Source organism: Prevotella sp. tc2-28 (assembly GCF_900107705.1).
GTDB lineage: Bacteria > Bacteroidota > Bacteroidia > Bacteroidales > Bacteroidaceae > Prevotella.
This window is the reverse complement of sequence record NZ_FNRE01000003.1, coordinates 184,577-203,148: the sequence shown is the minus strand read 5'-3', so window position 1 is coordinate 203,148 and position 18,572 is coordinate 184,577. Positions and strand designations below refer to the sequence as shown.

General features: G+C 51.6%; 15 protein-coding genes. 10 read left to right on the top strand and 5 right to left on the bottom strand.

Features of this window, described 5'->3' with window-relative positions; all coding sequences use genetic code 11:
* From BLU47_RS04125 to BLU47_RS04110, 4 genes are read right to left on the bottom strand one after another with little or no spacing between them, the layout of a single operon-like run.
* Nucleotides 1–339, bottom strand: a complete 339-nt coding sequence (locus tag BLU47_RS04125; RefSeq protein WP_143025459.1) for a hypothetical protein — start codon at nt 337–339, stop codon at nt 1–3.
* A 20-nt stretch (nt 340–359) separates the two neighbouring features.
* Nucleotides 360–1,634 (bottom strand): Na+/H+ antiporter NhaC family protein, encoded by a 1,275-nt coding sequence (locus BLU47_RS04120; RefSeq protein WP_091958803.1) that lies wholly within the window; start codon nt 1,632–1,634, stop codon nt 360–362.
* The gene (locus BLU47_RS04115) at nt 1,635–3,131 is read right to left on the bottom strand and encodes a UxaA family hydrolase (RefSeq protein WP_091958800.1); all 1,497 of its coding nucleotides are present in this window, start codon (nt 3,129–3,131) and stop codon (nt 1,635–1,637) included.
* A gap of 32 nt (nt 3,132–3,163) precedes the next feature.
* Nucleotides 3,164–4,234 (bottom strand): LacI family DNA-binding transcriptional regulator, encoded by a 1,071-nt coding sequence (locus tag BLU47_RS04110; protein ID WP_091958797.1) that lies wholly within the window; start codon nt 4,232–4,234, stop codon nt 3,164–3,166.
* A gap of 133 nt (nt 4,235–4,367) precedes the next feature.
* Here BLU47_RS04110 and BLU47_RS04105 point away from each other — a divergent pair, with 133 nt between their 5' ends.
* From BLU47_RS04105 to BLU47_RS04065, 10 genes are all read left to right on the top strand, one after another.
* Complete coding sequence (locus BLU47_RS04105) at nt 4,368–5,390, top strand: sugar kinase (RefSeq protein WP_091958795.1); 1,023 nt, start codon at nt 4,368–4,370, stop codon at nt 5,388–5,390.
* Nucleotides 5,391–5,397: 7 nt separating this feature from the next.
* A complete protein-coding gene (locus tag BLU47_RS14490; RefSeq protein WP_143025458.1) occupies nt 5,398–5,535 on the top strand; it encodes a DUF4177 domain-containing protein in 138 nt (45 codons plus the stop codon).
* Nucleotides 5,536–5,541: 6 nt separating this feature from the next.
* The gene (locus BLU47_RS04100) at nt 5,542–6,210 is read left to right on the top strand and encodes a bifunctional 4-hydroxy-2-oxoglutarate aldolase/2-dehydro-3-deoxy-phosphogluconate aldolase (protein WP_091958793.1); all 669 of its coding nucleotides are present in this window, start codon (nt 5,542–5,544) and stop codon (nt 6,208–6,210) included.
* Between the two features lie 52 nt (nt 6,211–6,262).
* On the top strand, nt 6,263–9,244 hold the full coding sequence (locus tag BLU47_RS04095) for an ATP-binding protein (RefSeq protein ID WP_369796961.1): 2,982 nt from the start codon (nt 6,263–6,265) through the stop codon (nt 9,242–9,244).
* Nucleotides 9,231–9,947, top strand: a complete 717-nt coding sequence (locus BLU47_RS04090; RefSeq protein WP_091958787.1) for a DUF5932 domain-containing protein — start codon at nt 9,231–9,233, stop codon at nt 9,945–9,947. Before BLU47_RS04095 ends, BLU47_RS04090 begins: the two co-directional genes overlap by 14 nt.
* Nucleotides 9,948–10,529 (top strand): ABC transporter substrate-binding protein, encoded by a 582-nt coding sequence (locus BLU47_RS04085; protein WP_143025457.1) that lies wholly within the window; start codon nt 9,948–9,950, stop codon nt 10,527–10,529.
* A gap of 212 nt (nt 10,530–10,741) precedes the next feature.
* Nucleotides 10,742–12,109, top strand: a complete 1,368-nt coding sequence (locus BLU47_RS04080; RefSeq protein WP_091958782.1) for an alginate export family protein — start codon at nt 10,742–10,744, stop codon at nt 12,107–12,109.
* Nucleotides 12,103–12,543, top strand: coding sequence for an ATP-binding protein (locus BLU47_RS04075; RefSeq protein ID WP_091958779.1), 441 nt, complete (start codon nt 12,103–12,105; stop codon nt 12,541–12,543). The genes BLU47_RS04080 and BLU47_RS04075 overlap by 7 nt, the downstream gene beginning before the upstream one ends.
* A 24-nt stretch (nt 12,544–12,567) precedes the next feature.
* The gene (locus BLU47_RS04070) at nt 12,568–12,870 is read left to right on the top strand and encodes an STAS domain-containing protein (protein WP_091958776.1); all 303 of its coding nucleotides are present in this window, start codon (nt 12,568–12,570) and stop codon (nt 12,868–12,870) included.
* An 87-nt stretch (nt 12,871–12,957) separates the two neighbouring features.
* Nucleotides 12,958–15,186 carry a S8 family serine peptidase gene (locus tag BLU47_RS04065; RefSeq protein ID WP_091958773.1) on the top strand — a complete coding sequence of 743 codons (2,229 nt, stop codon included), beginning with the start codon at nt 12,958–12,960 and terminating at the stop codon, nt 15,184–15,186.
* A gap of 63 nt (nt 15,187–15,249) precedes the next feature.
* On the opposite strand, the gene BLU47_RS04060 is transcribed toward BLU47_RS04065, so the two are convergent.
* Nucleotides 15,250–18,285, bottom strand: coding sequence for a hypothetical protein (locus BLU47_RS04060; RefSeq protein WP_091958770.1), 3,036 nt, complete (start codon nt 18,283–18,285; stop codon nt 15,250–15,252).
* Between the last annotated feature and the right edge of the window lie 287 nt (nt 18,286–18,572).

Genomic DNA, 18,572 nt, shown 5'->3' with positions numbered 1-18,572 from the left:
TTATTCTTCTATATTTGTGACAGTCTTGACGAGGTCACGGAAATAGGCCTTTAGTGAGTTGGGCTTGATTTGGTGTAACGCACCCTGTGATCGGTCAACGTACAGATAGAATCGCTCTAAGTTCTCTTGATTTTTCTCTTCGTCAGAGGCCATGATCAGCTGTTGCAGTGTCTCTGGCATCTGCATAAAGAAATCATCTGCATAGGCCCTAAGTCCTTCGGCTATCCAGGGGGTAAGATGAAAGGCTGTTGTCAATTTGTACAACTCGTTCCATTTCCAATCGGTCATTGGTTCAATGGGTTCTCTCTCGGCAGTCTCGTTGTCGAGTAGCCTTTCCATATTTCTAATAATTACATTCTTCATGAGTAACGTTTAGGATATCTGAACAGAATGGAAAACATAGCGGCAATGCCTATTGCCAACGGATAATAGAGGTAGGGCATGATGCTCACGGGGTTGAGCTGTGCCAGTCCGGAAGCCATTAACAGCTGTGCACCATAGGGGATGATGCCCTGCATCGTGCATGAGAAGGTATCGAGGATGGAGGCACATTTGCGGTTGTCCACTCCGAATCGGTCGCCGATCTGTTTGGCGATTCCGCCGACGGTGATGATGGCAACGGTGTTGTTAGCTGTACAGAGGTTGACCAGCGAAACCAGTCCCGCAACAGCGAGTTCGGCTCCCCGCTTGCTGCTGACGTGTCGTGTCAGCCGGTTGATGATAAAGTCAATGCCGCCGTTGTGCTTGATGATTTCCATTAGTCCGCCGGCCATCATAGTGATGATAATCAGTTCGCCCATCCCTTTGATGCCATCGCCCATAGCTTCAAACCATCCAAACATGTCGAAGGATCCGTTATAGATGCCGATGATGCCTGTTAGGATGATACCCGTCGTGAGCACCGCCAATACGTTCATCCCGAAAACGGCCGTGATAAGGACGGTGATGTAGGGAACGACCTTTACGGCATTCACCTCGGGAACGTGTTGTGGTGAGTGGATGCCGATGCCCATGACGAGATAAACCGCCAGGATGACAATGGCTGCAGGAATAACGATGAATGAGTTGACGCGGAACTTATCGCTCAGTTTACAGCCTTGCGTAGCAGTTGCAGCGATGGTAGTATCGGAGATGAACGAGAGGTTGTCGCCGAAGAAGGAACCACCTACAACGACGGCAGTCATCAGCGCCACGGGCGTGCCCGTTTGTTCGGCGATTCCTGCGGCAATCGGTGTGAGTGCAACGATGGTTCCAACACTGGTGCCCACGGAAAGCGAGATGAAACAGGCTGCCAGGAAGAGTCCTGCCAACAGCATGTTGCCAGGCAGGATGTCGAGTGCCAGGTGTACCGTAGCGTCGATTGCTCCCATTTCTTTGGCACTATGGGCAAAGGCGCCAGCCAGGATGAAGATCCATATCATCAGCATCATCTGTCCCTTGCCGGCACCTGCGCTAAAGACGTCGATGCGCTTTCGCAGGGGGATGCCTCCAGAGATGACGACGGCATAGGCAGAAGCCGCCATGAAGGCAACGGTGATGGGTACTTTGTAAAAGTCACGAGCGATAATGCTCGTGACTAAATAGAGTACCATAAACACCGCTAAGGGTGATAATGCGATGAGTCCTTTTTTCATTTATAACGTTACACCATTTTTGAAAATTGATATTTCTCGATAGCCGTTTTCCTCGTTGCGAGCCTTCTCGCCACTGGCAACAGCCAATACCTTATCGATGAACTCAGGAACAATCTCTTGCATGGTGCGACCTTCGATGAGTTGTCCTGCCGAGAAGTCCACCCAGTGGGGTTTGTTCTTGGCGAGGGTGGGGTTGGTTGCCACCTTCATGGTCGGTACGAAGGTGCCGAAAGGTGTTCCACGACCTGTGGTGAACAATACGATATGGCATCCGCAGGAAGCCAGCGCCGTAGAAGCAACCAAGTCGTTGCCAGGAGCCGACAGTAGGTTCAGACCATTGTTCTGCAGACGGTCGCCATACTCCATAACACCGCTGACAGGAGCCTTACCGCACTTCTGGGTACAACCAAGGGCCTTGTCCTCAAGGGTTGAGATACCTCCGGCCTTATTGCCTGGAGAGGGGTTCTCGCCCACGGGTTCACCGTGTGACAGGAAATAATTCTTGAAGTTGTTGATCATTGAAACGGTCTGGTCGAACAACTGGGGTGTCTCACAACGGTTCATCAGGATAGTCTCGGCGCCGAACATCTCAGGAACCTCCGTCAGTACTGAGGTGCCTCCCTGTGCTACCAGCCAGTCGCTGAATTCTCCGACCAGCGGGTTGGCGGTAATACCTGAGAATCCGTCAGAACCACCGCATTTCAGACCGATGCGTAACTTCGATACGCTGACGTCCTCACGCTTGTCCTGGCTGGCCTGTTTGTAGAGGTCGCGCAGAATCTTCATGCCAGCTTCCATCTCGTCGCCTTCTACACGCTGGGTAACCAGCAACTTGATGCGAGATTTGTCGTAATCGCCCAACATGGCCATGAAATCCTCGGGCTGGTTGTTCTCACATCCGAGGCTAAGTACCAGTACACCACCTGCATTGGGATGCAGACAGATGTCACGAAGCACCTTGCGCGTGTTCTCGTGGTCTTCAGAGAGTTGTGAACAACCATAGTTATGATGCCAAGTCCAGATGGCATCAATATTCTTGCATCCTGTTTCCTCGCGTAGTTTCTGAGCCATCCGCTCAGCGATGCCGTTCACACAACCAACAGTTGGTACGATCCAAATCTCATTGCGCACACCGACGTCACCGTTCTTACGGACATAGCCCTTAAAGGTGCGCTTTTCGTCTTTAATGCTAAGTTTCTCGTTTACAGGACTGTATGTGTATTCGAGAGTTCCGCTTAGGTTCGTCTTCAGATTGTTCTCATTCACCCAGTCGCCAGCCTTCATAGCCTGACGCGCGTGACCGATGGGGTAGCCGTATTTGATAATATTCTCACCCTCGGCAACGTCTTTGATGAGAACTTTGTGACCAGCTGGTGTGTCCTGGTTGACAGTGATTTGCTTGCCGTCAACTTCAATGATGTCGCCTTTCTTTTTGGCGGCGAGACATACTACGACGGAGTCGGCAGGATTGATTTTCAAAAATGTAGCTTGTTCCATAAAATAATGTATTTATTTGAATTTAGTAGTTTTTATCCGATATTGGTACGTCTGTAATATTCGATGTTCTCCTTGGTCAGCAGTTCGATGGGCATGTAGTTTACCGGCTCCACCTCTTTTTTCAGTACGACGGCGCGGAACAGGGCTTCTACGCAGGCGTATCCCTGCATGTAGGCGTGCTGTGCTATGAGGCATGAGATGCTACCCTGACGTACGCACTCTGCATTTTTCGGCACCATGTCGTATCCCATGATCTGGATGTTGCGACGGTTCGACCTCAGCAGGTATTCGCCTACCAGATGAGCCTTCGAGTTGAATGTGATACAGTGATGCAGGTGCGGATGTTCATTGAAGAACTTTTCCAGGATACTATCGTATTTCTCCCGTTTTTCGTCGAGCGACAAGTTGACTTCGTGTATCTTGACGGCGGGGAAATGGTCGTGCATATAATGGCGGAATCCCGTTTCGCGGTTCTCCTGCTGCTTGGAAGCCACGTTGCCGTTACGCATCTGTTTCATCAGCATGATTTCTTTTTCCCTGGGCGCCATGATCATCAGGATGCGTGCGGCAAAATAGCCTGACGCAAAAGAGTCCTGTCCGTAGAACGACAGTGGCTTGAGGTCGGGCATGTACGAGTCGAGCAAAATGAACGGGATATTGCGGTCGTGCAGAATGTCGGCATAGCGTTGTGTCGTTTCAATCTTTGAAGGCACAATGATGATGCCGTCAGGATCCTGCTTGAGCACGTCGTTCATGGTTTTTGCAAACGTCTCGGGTGAGAACCGGTTATAATATAATACCTTGTTGGATATGCGGAAGTCTCGGTATCGCTCACAGGCAGTCTGTGCGCCTTCCTCCACTTCTTCCCAGTAAGCTTCGCTCTCGTGTTTGGGAATGAGGCTGAAAAACTTGTATGACTTATTGTAGGCTAGGGCAGAGGCATAGACGTTGGGCTTGTAGTCCATTTCTTCCAGTGCCTTGTTGACCTTTGCCAAAGACTTTTGCGAAACGTTAGAACGGTTGTGTAAAACGCGGTCTACCGTGCCGGTGCTGACACCAGCGCGCTCTGCAATATCCTTGATTCTAATCTTCTCTATGTCCATAATTCTCGCTACAAAGGTACGAATTAGTGAGCAAAACACAAAATAAAAAGCGAAAATCTTTGCATGTTCCATTTTTTTTGCTTAACTTTGTCCCCATCATTCAAACATTTATTTCAACTTAATACTAAAACAAATGGCAAAAATTGTTACTTTAGGCGAGATTATGCTCCGCCTGTCGCCCATGGGCAACGACCGTTTCATTCAGAGTGAGTCATTCCGTATCATCCCCGGTGGTGGTGAGGCTAACGTAGCTGTCAGCGTGGCTAACTATGGTCATGAGGCTTACTTCGTTTCTAAGTTGCCGAAACATGAGATTGGTCAGATTGCAGTGAATGCACTCCGCCGCTATGGTGTAAACACCCAGTTCATTGCTCGTGGTGGCGACCGTGTTGGTCTGTACTATGCTGAGACTGGTGCTTCTATGCGTCCTTCAAAGGTTATCTACGACCGCGCCCACTCTTCTATCGCTGAGGCTGATCCCAAGGATTTCGACTTCGATGCAATCATGGAGGGTGCTGCTTGGTTCCACTGGAGTGGTATTACTCCTGCTATCAGCGACAAAGCTGCTGAGCTGACCAAGTTGGCTTGTGAGGCTGCTAAGCGTCACGGTGTCACTGTTTCTGTTGACCTGAACTTCCGTAAGAAGCTGTGGACTTCCGAGAAGGCCATTTCTATTATGCGTCCTTTGATGAAGTATGTTGACGTATGTATTGGCAACGAGGAAGACGCTGAACTGTGTCTTGGCTTCAAGCCCGATGCTGACGTAGAGGGTGGTCAGACCGATGCTGCCGGATACGAGGGAATCTTCAAGCAGATGCGCGAGGAGTTCGGCTTCAAGTATGTTGTTTCTACACTGCGTGAGTCGTTCAGCGCTACCTTCAATGGCTGGAAGGCTCTGATCTACGATGGTAAGGAGTTCTATCAGTCAAAGCGTTACGAGATCAATCCTATCATCGACCGCGTTGGTGGTGGTGACTCATTCTCTGGTGGTCTGATTCACGGTCTGCTGACCAAGCCGACACAGGGTGAGGCTCTTGAGTTTGCTGTGGCTGCTTCTGCTCTGAAACACACCATCAACGGTGACTTCAACCTGGTTGGTGTTGACGAGGTAGAGAGTCTGGCTGGTGGTAATGCTAATGGTCGTGTACAGCGTTAATAAAACTATGAAACAGTTTGAATATAAAGTAGTTACCCGTCTTATCGGTGTTGAGAAGAAGTTGAATGACCTCGGCTTCGAAGGTTGGGAACTGGTTGCTGTAGAATGCGGCACCTATTATTTCAAACGTGAAATTAAAGGATAAAAAGAAATGGCAAAATTTGATAAGTTTCAGGTGATGGCAAAGATTGCCGAGGCACCTATGGTTCCAGTGTTCTATAACAAGGACGTTGAAGTTTGCAAGAACGTCATCAAGGCCTGCTACGAGGGTGGTGTACGTGCTTTCGAGTTTACTAACCGCGGTGATTTTGCTCACGAGGTATTCGGTGAGCTGTCAAAGTGGGTTAACAAGGAGTGTCCAGAGCTGGCTCTCGGTATCGGTTCTGTTGTTGATGCTCCCACCGCATCGCTCTACATTCAGCTGGGTGCCAACTTCGTGGTTGGTCCGCTGTTCAACCCCGATATCGCCATTGTTTGCAACCGTCGTTGCGTAACCTATTGCCCCGGCTGTCTGACACCTTCTGAGATAGGTAAGGCACAGGAAGTTGGTTGCGACTTCACCAAGGTATTCCCCGGCGACGTGGTTGGTCCGAACCTCATCAAGGGTCTTATGGCTCCGATGCCCTGGTCGAAGATCATGGTCACCGGTGGCGTAGCTCCCGAGGAAGAGAACCTCACCAAGTGGTTCAAGGCCGGCGTCTTCTGCGTAGGCATGGGCTCGAAGCTCTTCCCCAGCGATAAGGTGAAGGCTGGCGACTGGCAGTATGTCACCGACAAGTGCAAGGAGGCACTCGGTTACTGTGCTAAGGCTCGCGCTTAATCTTCTGATTATCCTATGCGTATCAGCTTGTTCACCGTCCAATCAGGAAGCGGTGGACAAGCTGAATTCTCTTTCCTATACCTATCACTATCGTGATATCGACTCTACGGAGTACTATGCGAAGCAGGCACTGGAAGCTTCGCTGTCGTATGACGACGGACGTGCCGAGGCTCTTAACGGACTCGCCTTCGTTGCAATGGTCCGCATGGACTACCATCGTGCCGACTCGTTGCTCGTCGAAGCAACCAGTCTGACAGATAACCAATTGGAACTGTTGGTCACTTATGTGCAGCAGATGCGACTCTGTCAGCGTCGCAGCAAGAACCGTGAATTCTATGAGTATCGTGAGAAGGCCGTACAGGCTCAGAAGCGCATCAATGAGGAGCGTAATCAGTTGTCGAGTCGCCAACTGAGCCGTCTGCGCTATGCCGAGTCCGAAATGGCGATTGTCACCTCCACCTATTATTATTATGTAGGACTGGAACGCCAGTCGGTCGACGCCTTGTTGCAGCTCGACATCGATGAGGTACGCCACGATACCGCCCAATACTTGAACTATCTCTACAACGTTGGCGCAGGCGGCATCCTTACCGACGGGACTCCTGAGGATGTGCATGCTGAGGAGGTTAACTACCTTAATCGATGCCTTTCTATTGCCCAGCGTTACCATTATACCTATTTCGTTGCCCAGGCTCTTGAAGGACTTGCCGACCACACCGGCGACTGGCAGCAGGCCGACAAGGCGTTGCAGCTGTTCCGTGACTATGGCGACGTCTATCAGATAGCCGGTGCCTATCGTACCTTAGCCTCTTGCTATCATGCCATGGGCGATGACTTCCGTGCGTTGACCTATCTGGACAGTGCACTCGTCGACCAGCGTATCAACCAAGCCCCCGACCTGGTCGCCAGTATCCGTGAACAACTCAGTGTGGCCTATTCAGCCGTCAACGATAAACAGCATAGCGACTACAACCGTAATATCTACATTGATTTGCAGGAACAGACCCGTCAGGACCGTGAGCTGGAGGCGCGAGCCGGTATCCTCGACCATGCTGTCAATCAGCTCAACCTCATGATATGGGCTGTGTTGGGTGCTATCGTCCTGCTTGTCTTCCTGTTATGGCTCTTCAACCGACTGAACAAGAAGAGCAAGGAAGATCACCGCCTGGACGATTTGTTGGAAGAAAAGAACGACGAGGTGGCCGAGGCCCGCCTGCGTGTGGCGAAGAATGAGCGTCGCCATCTCGAACAGCGCGCCAAGGTGTCGCAGGCGATGAGTATCCTGCCCCTTATCGACCGCATCCTCCACGAAGTGAAATACCTGGATGGCGAGGACAAGCAGGATCATATCCAGTATATCCGCGAGCTGACCGATAACATCAACGAGCAGAACCAGTTGCTGACACAGTGGATACAGCTTCGTCAGGGAGAGTTGAACCTGCATGTGGAGAGCTTCCCCCTGCAACAGCTCTTCGACCTCGTGGCGCGTAGCAAGACCAGTTTTGCCATGAAGGGCATTACCCTCGGCGTGGAACCTACCTCCGCCACCGTGAAGGCCGACCGCGTGCTGACCCTCTTCATGCTTAACACGTTGGCCGACAATGCCCGCAAGTTTACCCCCAAAGACGGACGCGTCGACATCTCCGCCACCGAGACTCCTGACTATGTCGAGATATCCGTCAGCGACACCGGTTGCGGAATGACTGACGACCAGTTGGCACATGTCTTCGACCGAAAGACCATCACCGAGAAGTCGGCCACTTCTCACGGCTTCGGACTGATGAACTGCAAGGGAATCATCGAGAAGTATCACAAGGTCAGCCAGATATTCAGTGTCTGCTCGCTGCAAGCCGAGAGTCAACAGGGTAGGGGATCGCGTTTCTTCTTCCGTCTGCCTAAGGGCGTTGTCAGGCTATTGGCTATTGGCTATGGACTTTTGGCTATGAGCCAACCACTAACCGCTAACCCCCAATCCCCAACCGCCAACAACCTCTCCCGCGCCCATATCTTTGCCGACTCCGCTTATTTTTCCAACGTCAACGGAACCTATGCCCGCACGTTGCAGTTTGCCGACTCCTGTCGCTATTACCTCAACGCCCACTATCTGAGCCAACACCCTGATGGTCGTCTGCTGATGACGCGCCAGGAAGACAATGGCACACTGCCTGCCGAGATACAATGGTTCCATGAGTCGTTGTCCACCAACTACCAGATTATCCTCGACATCCGCAATGAGGTTGCCGTTGCGGCATTGGCACTCCACGAATGGTCACTCTATGCATATAATAATAAGGTATATACGCAACTCTTCAAGGAGATGAGTGCCGACAACACGCTGGCCGACTATTGTCGCACCATGCAGCAGTCGCAGACCAACAAGCGCATTGCCGTCATCGTGTTACTGGTGTTGCTGGTCACCATTGTCCCTGCTTACTACATGCTCTACTACCGTCACCGGCTTTACAACCGATTCCGTCGTGAGCGCATGCAGCTTACCAATATCGAGATGGCCGACGACGAGTTGCATCGTGCCGAACTCGAAGACTCCGTGCTTCACGTCTCCAATGCAGTGCTCGACAATTGTCTGTCCACGCTGAAACACGAGACGATGTACTATCCCAGTCGCATCCGTCAGTTGGTCGATGCCGGTGATGTCGACTCGCTCACCGAGGTTGCCGCCTACTATCGCGACCTCTATAGCATACTCATCCAGCAAGCCGTCGACCAGGTTGAGCGTATCAAGCTGCATGTGCGCCCCGTCCGCTTCTATGGTCAGCAGGTGTTGGGCGATGAGAACCTGCTGCGCTACCTCTTTGAATTGTTAGAAGTGAAGGGCGAGATAGCCAGTGAGGTGAAGGACGACAACTACGTCGTCTTCCACGTGCCCTATAAGACCAGGGATTCGCTCACCTCTTACCTTTGCCGTCAGATCGTCCGCGATCACGGTGAGGCAACCAATCGCCGTGCTTGTGGCATCACTGAGGAAAATCAACAAATAACCGTCATATTACCACGCTATAATGGAAAAATTTAAACTGATTATCGTCGAGGACGTGCCCCTCGAACTCAAAGGCACGGAAGGCATCATTCGTCATGAAATCCCTGAGGCCGACGTCATCGGAACCGCTGATTGTGAGTCAGCCTACTGGCGTCTCATCAAACAACAGCAGCCCGACCTAGTACTGCTCGACCTCGGATTGGGAGGGTCAACCACGGTCGGTGTTGAAATCTGCCGTCAGACCAAGGAGCTCTATCCGCAGGTCAAGATACTCATCTTTACCGGTGAGATTATCAATGAGAAGCTGTGGGTTGACGTGCTCGATGCCGGTGCCGACGGTATTATCCTCAAGACGGGCGAACTGCTCACCCGTCGTGATGTTATGGCAGTGATGGAAGGCAAGCAGTTGGTCTTCAACGAACCTATCCTTGAGAAGATTGTCGAGCGCTTCAAGCATGCTGTCTCCTCGCAGCTCGCCCGTAACGAGGCACTCATCAACTACGAGATTGACGAGTACGACGAGCGTTTCCTTCGTCATCTCGCCCTGGGTTACACCAAGGAGCAGATTACCGGTCTGCGCGGTATGCCCTTCGGTGTGAAGAGCCTCGAGAAGCGTCAGAACGAGTTGGTCAAGAAACTCTTCCCCGGTGGCGAGAGTGTCAATGCCACCCGTCTGGTTGTGCGTGCCCTCGAACTGCGCATCCTCGATGTCGATAATCTTGAACCCGATATGGAATAAGTGAAAAGGTTTCTTCCACATATTGCCCTGACGTTAGTCATCTGCCAGATGCTGCTCATGCTCGTATCGTGGCTCTTCTCGGCAGCTTATCCTACGAGTGGTGTCCGTTCGCTGCTCTCCGCTGAGGGCTTGCGATGGTTGATGGGGCATTTCTCCGACCTGCTGGCCACACCATTGCTTGTCTGGATAGTACTGTGCTCCATTGCCTGGGGCTGTCTCAGTCGCAGTTGTCTGCTCCATCGGCCTACCAACTACCGTGAGCGCCGTGCTCAGTTTATGGCGTTGCTGTTGCTGGGCATCATCGTGGGTGTTATGGTGTTACTTACCGCTACTCCTCATGCCGTGCTGCTCAGCGCCGTCGGTGGTCTGTGGCCGTCGCCCTTCTCAGCCTCACTCGTGCCCGTCATCGCCTTCAGCGTGACGCTCATCTCTGCCTTCTACGGTATGGTGTCAGGCCGCTTTGAGAATATCTCTGCCGTCTATGATGTCGTGCTGCAAGGTATCTGTCAGGGGGCGCCTTGGTTGCTGTTCTATGTGCTTGTCATTCAAATTTATGAGTCCTTCCGTTTCGTGCTCCCCTAAAATCCCATATTTTAGGTATTGCAGGTTTCGCGAAAACCCACTACCTTTGCACCAGGTTTTTAACCACATAAAGTATTTGTTTAGTTTAGTATAATACAAAACGGCTGACTGTGAAGTCGGCCTTTTTTCTTATCCCAAGGGCGAAAAAAATCGTGTATTCTTGTGAGAATGGAAATTTATTACTATATTTGCCACACATTAACTAAAAAAATATGACGGCTAAGAGATCCTGCAACCGTTTGATAACCATTGTCTCGTTCCTTTCAATGGCGATGTTATCCCAGCCAAGTTGGGCACAGAGTGACTCTACGCAAAACACGCTGAGTGTCTCACTTTTCTTCCGTACGCACGGAGAGACCTGTGGCGGTGGTCTTCCGAGAAGCATCGAAGACGGCGCTCCCAAGGAATACCGTTCCCACTTTCTGATGGGGCGTACCCGTCTGGCGGTGGACTATAGCCGAAAAGGCCTCGAGGCGCGCGCCGTGTTGCAGAACCTGGCCGTCTGGGGACAGTCGGGCAATAAGGCCGTCAACCTGTATGAAGGGTGGGCGAAGATGACACACAAGAGCGGACTCTTTGCCCAGGTTGGTCGTATCGCGCTGGCATACGACGACGAGCGCATCATCGGTCTGAACGATTTTGCTATGGCCTCTCTGGCGCACGATGCGTTACGACTGGGTTACGAGGGTGCGGGCCACAAGGTGCATGCCATCCTGTGTTACAACCAGAACGAGGAAAATGTATATAACGGCACTTATTACGTCAATGGTGCCCAAGCCTATAAGACGATGCAGACGGTGTGGTATCACTATGACGTTCCCAAGTTCCCGCTGAGTGCCTCGCTGCTTTTCATGAATGTGGGCATGCAGGCAGGCAAGATAGATCCGAAGGAATGGGACTACAAGGTGAATGGCGCACGCACCGTCTATCAGCAGATGTTCGGAGGCTATGTGAATTTCCATCCCAAGCACTTCACCGTAGAAGGCTCGTATTATCGTCAGATTGGTGAGATGGTGGTGAAGGACGTGAACGCCATGGATGTCCGCGCCTGGATGGCCAGTGGGAAGATTTCCGCCATGCCTGCCGACAACTACGGCTTCGAGGCGGGCTATGACTATTTGAGCGGTGACGACTTCGTGCCATCGGGCTATGGCGGTCTGGGAATGGTGCGCCACGAGACTATCAAGGGCTTCTCCCCGCTGTTTGGTTCGCGCAATAAGTTCTACGGCATCATGGACTTCTTCTACCAGAGTGCCTACAGGAACGGCTTTACCCCCGGTCTGCAGAACGCCTTCATCGGCGGTAATGTCAAGCCTGTTCCCAATTTGACCTGCAATGTCGACTACCACTATCTGGCCACTGCAACCAAGCTGCTCGACCTGAACCGCACGCTGGGCCACTGTTTTGAGCTTACGGCAACCTACCAGTTCTCAAAGGATATTGCGCTGACAGCCAACTACACCCACATGTGGGGTACCGAGACCATGGCCCGCCTGAAGCAGGACGAAAGTAGCAGTCATGCACGCTGGGCTTGGTTCACATTGGATATTTCTCCCAGTTTGTTCACCACGAAATGGTAATTAATCAGATACAGCAGAGCATACTGACCGAGACACTGGTCATCAAGAACGAAGTGTACGAGGTGAAGCGCCTGAGCGAGTTCTTGAAGTCTGTTTCCCAGCAGCTGGACGTCAGCACGTCAGTCGCCAACCAGCTGCGTCTGGCCGTCGAAGAAGCCGTTGTCAACGTCATCGACTATGCCTATCCGATTGGAACCGAGGGCGACATCACCATCCGCGTGCTTTCCGACGGCAAAACGGTGCGTACCCAGATTATCGACAAGGGTCAAGCCTTCGATCCCACCGCGATGCAGCGTGCCGATACGACGCTCTCTGCCGAAGAACGCAATATCGGCGGACTGGGCATCCTGCTGGTTCGCGAGCAGATGGACAGCATTAACTACGAGCGGACCGATGGAAAGAATGTGCTGACACTGATTAAGAAAATAAAGTAAACTTCAATTAAAATATTTTTGATTATGAACGTAAAAGTAGAAGAACTCAACGGCACTTATGTTGCCGCGTTACAAGGAGAAATGGACACCGCTGCAGCTTTGGAGGTAGAAGAAACCCTGAAACCTCTCTTTGCCACCGGTGGAAAAGATGTCATCATCGATTGTAAGGAACTGGAGTATATTGCCTCCAGCGGACTGCGCATCCTGCTCAGCATCCTCAAGGGTGCCAAAGCTGCTGGCAGCCGCGTCGTTCTGCGCGATGTGAACGACGACATCAAGAATGTGTTCCAGCTGACCGGCTTCATCAATATTTTCGAGTTCGAGTAAGTCGGGTGGGGCATTATTTTTCGCAGATTATCGGGGAATTGGAAAAATAGTCGTACCTTTGCAGCGTGTTAAAAAAAGCAAACGAAAATGATGAAGAAAAAGGTATTAGTAAAAATGGTCATGGTACTGGCGCTGCTGCTGATGGCGAGCGGCGTGTATGCACAGAAGATTGACGGACGCCTGACTGAGCTCGTACAGCAGTCTGCAGCCCGTCGCGCACAGGGGTTGAGCCCGCTAGACGCCAAAGGTGTTAACAAGGAAATTTCCGTGCGGTTCAATGCCGACGGAAGCATCCGGACGCTGTCAGCCTTCGCAACGCTGAAGGAGGGTGCTGAGTGTCCCACGGAGAAACTCCAGCAGCTGGGCATTCAGGTGCGCTTCGTGCTGGGCAATATGGTAGCTTTGCGCATTCCTGCCGACAAGCTGCAACAGTTGGAACAGGTCGACGAGTTCAGCAGTGTGACGGCTGACGAGGTGAAGAAAGTGCAGAATGACGAAGCCCGCAAATATACCGGTGTCGACCTGGTGAATACGGAAGTTGCCGCCAAAGCTATGGGACTGCCTCAGGCCTATACGGGCAAGGGTGTCGTGCTGGGCGTTATCGACGGCGGTATCGACTACAATCACGCAGCCTTCCGCAATGCCGACGGCTCCTCGCGCGTGGCGAAAGTTGTTGAATACGACGAAGACGCGGACGAGCTGATAGAATTCGATCCGGAAGTTATCTCATATCTGACCGCCGACTCCGAACAATCGTCGCACGGCACACACACATCAGCCATTGCCGGAGGTTCCGAAATGGGCAACAATATGCAGGGAATGGCACCCGAGACGGAACTGGTGCTGGTTGGAATCAGCAAAAACATGAGCGATGCCAACATCGTCGATGGCATCATGAGGGTCTTTGAGTATGCCGAGAAAGTGAAGAAACCCGCCGTTGTCAACATCAGTCTGGGAGGCGTTGCCGGACTGCACGACGGCAGCGACAAGATGGCCCAGGGCATTGCCCTGCTGACGGAGAACGGTACTGCTCCCGGACGTGCCGTAGTGGTTAGCACAGGCAACTCTGCCAGCATGTGGCAGTCGATTATCAAGACGTTGCCCAACACCGACGTCCAGCTGAAGACGGTGTTAGGAGCATCCAGCACGACCAAAGACTTCAAGTCAGAATATCGTGAACTGTATTATCTCTATGCCACCGACTATCAGGACTTCACACCGACGCTCGCCTTGGTCGACTTGATTAGCGGCAATTTTGTCGACATGAAAGACCAGCTGACGTATGCGGACGGCAAAACAGTCAATCCTAACGACGTCAAGATGATGGCCCGTACCGTCAAGACGCTCAAGGGCACCGATGCCAAAATCTACCGCCTGTCGTTCATGAGAAAGAGCGTGTTTGTGGATGACATACGCTATCGACTGGCCATTTTAGTCAAGGCAGGTCACGCCAACCAGACCATCAACATGATCTGTACGGGCGACAACAACGAAGAGGCTTGCTTCGACGCACCCGTGGGAGAATTGTTCTACGACTTCCCCGGCAACGGCTGGACCAAGGGCAATGGCGACTTTGCCTGCAACACGGGCGTCTGCAACGAATCGATCATCAGCGTCGGCTCGTATATCACCAAGACCAATTGGAACAACTATCAGGGCGACGAAAACAGCTACTCCAAGTCTGTGCTGACAGGCAGCAAGCAGGTGGTTGGCGAGATTTCCGATTTCTCCGGCTATTGTGTTGACGACAACGGCAAACCACATCCCACGGTGATTGCACCGGGACAGGGACTAATCTCTGCTGCCAACAACTACAACACTGTATACTTCCAGGATGAGCCTGGCGTTGCCAGTGAAACACTGGCTGACCGTTACAAAAGGTATTTGTGCATGAACATACAGAAATTCGACCGTCCGAACTGGTATTATCTGTCGCAAGGAACGTCCATGTCGACACCCGTCGCCTCAGGCGTCGTAGCCCTGTGGATGCAGGCCAATCCCCAACTGACCACGGCTCAGATCGTAAACATCATGAAGGAGACCTGCGACAACGACGAGTGGACAACCGATGTCAATAAGCTGCCGTCGCACAACAGGGTACAGGCAGGCTTCGGCAAACTGAACTGTCTGAAAGGCCTGAAGAAGATACTGAACAGCACCGGCATCGACACCGTCGAACTCGGCGGCCAGCGTCAGGCCACTCCCGCCACCATGTACAGCGTCGACGCCCCCGTCTACAACATGATGGGCCAGCAGGTGGGCAAGAACCACAAAGGCCTCGTCATCTACAAAGGCAAGAAATACCTTAACAAATAACAGCAAGCCTGCACAAATCATAATAATGGGACCGTCCACACCGGACAGTCCCATTTATCAGTATCATTGACGGATAACGTTGGCACCTTCCTCGATGGTGACAGTGCCAGTGGCATGTCCGGCAGCACCACCAATATCACCTGTAACTGTCACGCTGGTGACACCTTTCGTGATGGTGATATTGCCACAGGAGCCGTCATTCCCATTGCCAATAGCATCCATAAGTGTCCCATAATTTTCATGTTTACCAGCTACAGCGGTGATAGTGCCACCACTCAACGTTATGTCACTCACGCTTCCACCATATCCGCTGCCTATTCCTGCACCAAAATCGCCACCTGTAGCTATAACGGTGCCCCCAGTAATGGTAATCGAACCACAGGAAGAATAATTACCGGTCATAGAATGAGCACCGCCAATACCAGCACCAGAATAACCGCCAGTAGCGGTAACCATGCCACCACTAATCAGGATGTTTCCGCAGTCATGCTGGTCTCCAGCACCGATTCCAGCACAATATGATCCTCCTGTTGCTGTAATGACACCACCTTGAATTTCGATGTTACCACAGTTTCCGTTTCCGCTAGTACCGCTGCCTATTCCACAGCCTTTTCCGTTGCTGCTGGCATCAAGAGTGCCTGTACTGCCTTGAATGACCAGTGTGCAGGCTTCAGGAACATGGATGCCTGGCTTAGCTTCATTGAATCCCTTGACCACATTCTTTGAGCCGTCAGCCAGCACAAGGATGGCATTGCCCTGACATGAGATGCCTGCCCAGTTGTATGCCTCGTCGTTTGTGCCATTGATGGTCACTCCGTCCAGCGTAACGACGGCACCATGGGCTACGGAAATCTTGTAGTTGCCGCCAAGCGTGCCCGTCAGCACGTCGCCGTCTTGAGCCATGTAGTCGGCAGTAAGTTTGGAGAGGTCAACAGGGTCGCGTGTGATTTCCTTGCCTGGGTCGGGGTCGCCCTCAGCTTTGATGGTCAGCTGATAGGTGTTATGATTTGTTCCCGCACAATACCACTTAATGGTAAACTCGCTAATCTTGTAGGTCAGCGCATATTCGCGCAGCGTCTGCAGGGCGTTTGGATCCATCAGCAGGTTCTTTGATGCTGACACTATCTGCTTGATGATGTTCTCGCTCTCTGGGGTCTGGTCTGCCAAGATGAGCTCTGGCTGATAGACGCTGGGGAACTGGTTCTTCAGGGCTTCTGTCAGTTGAGGCTTCACACCGTTATAGCCGTCCTGGGTAATCTCGGGGAAGGTCACGTCCATGTTCCATATCTGCTTAGAGCGGTTGGGCACAAGCAGTGTGAGTGTGTACGCCAGCGGTTTGTCTTTCACGCTTTTGCTCAAGATTATTTTATCGCCTGGTTCAGCATCATCCAAATCTTGTTTCTCAAGTTCATCCTCGTCGCAGGCTAACAGCGTAGACATCATTGTCTCCTGTTCGACATTTAGGGTATAGTTGCCCTCGGGATTGGCCACCGACCAGCAAGCCTGGTTGTTGATGTCCACGTCGTTAACGAGTGCATCGGGAGCCAGGGGATGTTGTCTCCAGTCGTCGCCTTCCAGCATGTTGGGACCGCAGCCGTAGGTCCATGCTACCTTCGTGCCGTCGGTATTCTTCTGGCAGGTCAGGTCGGCGTAGTTCACAGTGGTGCCCATCATAAAAGCCTTGCCTTCTGTATAGCCCCGTGTAAAAGTTGCACTCGCATTGAAGCTTGCACCCATTTTTTGAGAGAAACCTGGTGTAATGGTACCGCCGATGGTGGTAGTGGTTGCCTCAAATGAACCTACAGAGATAGTTTTGGTGCCTCCGCTATTGTCTGTCGCAGGCAAGGCATCTTCCAACCGAACGGTGCCGCTGCCCGAGAGATTCATACTGCAATTGGCTCCGCCAAACCAAGCACCATAAAGCTGGTTATAATACTTAACAGAACCATCACTATTTGAGTGCCCGAATTCACCTACCGGATCATATTTGTCCTTTTCATAAGGACCATGATAAAGGGTTTTGACAGAGTTGAAGCGGTCGTCCTGCTTGCCGCCGACTGATGCCACAATATCCTGTTCTACGAAATAATAATCTGTATTGGTGTCTATATTGTGGACACCCCATACACGGATGATTTCATTGTTTGCATTGCCACGAACCTCTCTGTTTTCCCAACAACGAGTGTAGTAATCGCTGGCCACTTGCACCAAAGCAGCAAGTTCCCTTTGATAATGAAACTCCTCGTCGGCACTCATCAGGTCGTTGATGGCATCGTTGCCGTTGGCACGGCGAGAGGCTCGGTGTTCCTGCTGGTCCTCGTCGCGATGGTTCAGCCACTGGGCGGCACCGTCTGCCTGCAAGCCCATTTCGTGAATCGTATATTCCTCAGTGACGCTCTCTGTCTTGGTTGTCACATTACCGTTCTTATCTGTAATTCGGGTGATGATGTTTTTCTCGCCAATAGGGGCACAGCTATAATAACTGTTATTGGCAAAGATGACCAGTTCGGCTACGGCCTCTTTCTCGTCGGCAGCGCGCCGTTGTGCCCTTTCCTCGATGTTGGCGATACGAGCCCTAAAGCGAGCTGCCACATCCGACCTCGTTGCCGTATTGGCAATAGCTGGGCGCACAATAGTAATGCCGTTGCCCAGCATCAGTTCGTCCTCAGCCTGCGCCATTTTGTCAGCCAACTGCTCCATCATTTTCACTAGATGGGCATTGTGGGGTTTCTCAACGGCGATATAGCCGCCACGAAGGTAAATCTTAGCGGCCTCCAACCACTCGGTATACGGGCGATTCAGAATGTCCTCGCCCTTGATGAGCACCATCTTCGTCTCAGGTGTTATTTCGCTCGTCGTCTGACTCAGGCGGCGCACTAGTGCGCCACCCATCGACGCATTATCGAACGAACTCAGCACAGCGGTAGGCACGTCGGCAGTAACTTTTACCTGCAATTGATCGACCATCGGGTCGAACTCACCATTGCCCCCACCATTGTCAGCAGCGGCAATGCTGTCGTTCGTACAAGCCGTCAGAAACAACGAAAAACTGACTACCAGACCAACAAAAAAAAGTAAGTAGCGATTAGTATTCATCATCTTATATTCCTGATTAGTTATTATTACAATATCTTACCACGAGGCTTTCCGATTGCAAATATACTCATTTGTTTGGAATGATGCAAACTTTTGACATAAAAAAGGCAATAACATAGAAGTTGACCCACTATAAATATTAAATACAGCACTAAACCTTATTGAAAAGTGTAGTTTTTGACTGCCAAAAGTTGTTGAAAAGTGTAGTTTTTGACTGCCAAAAGTTATTGAAAAGTGTAAATAGCCATGCTGTACAGGAAGAAAAAAGTCCCGCCGACCAGCAAAACCCA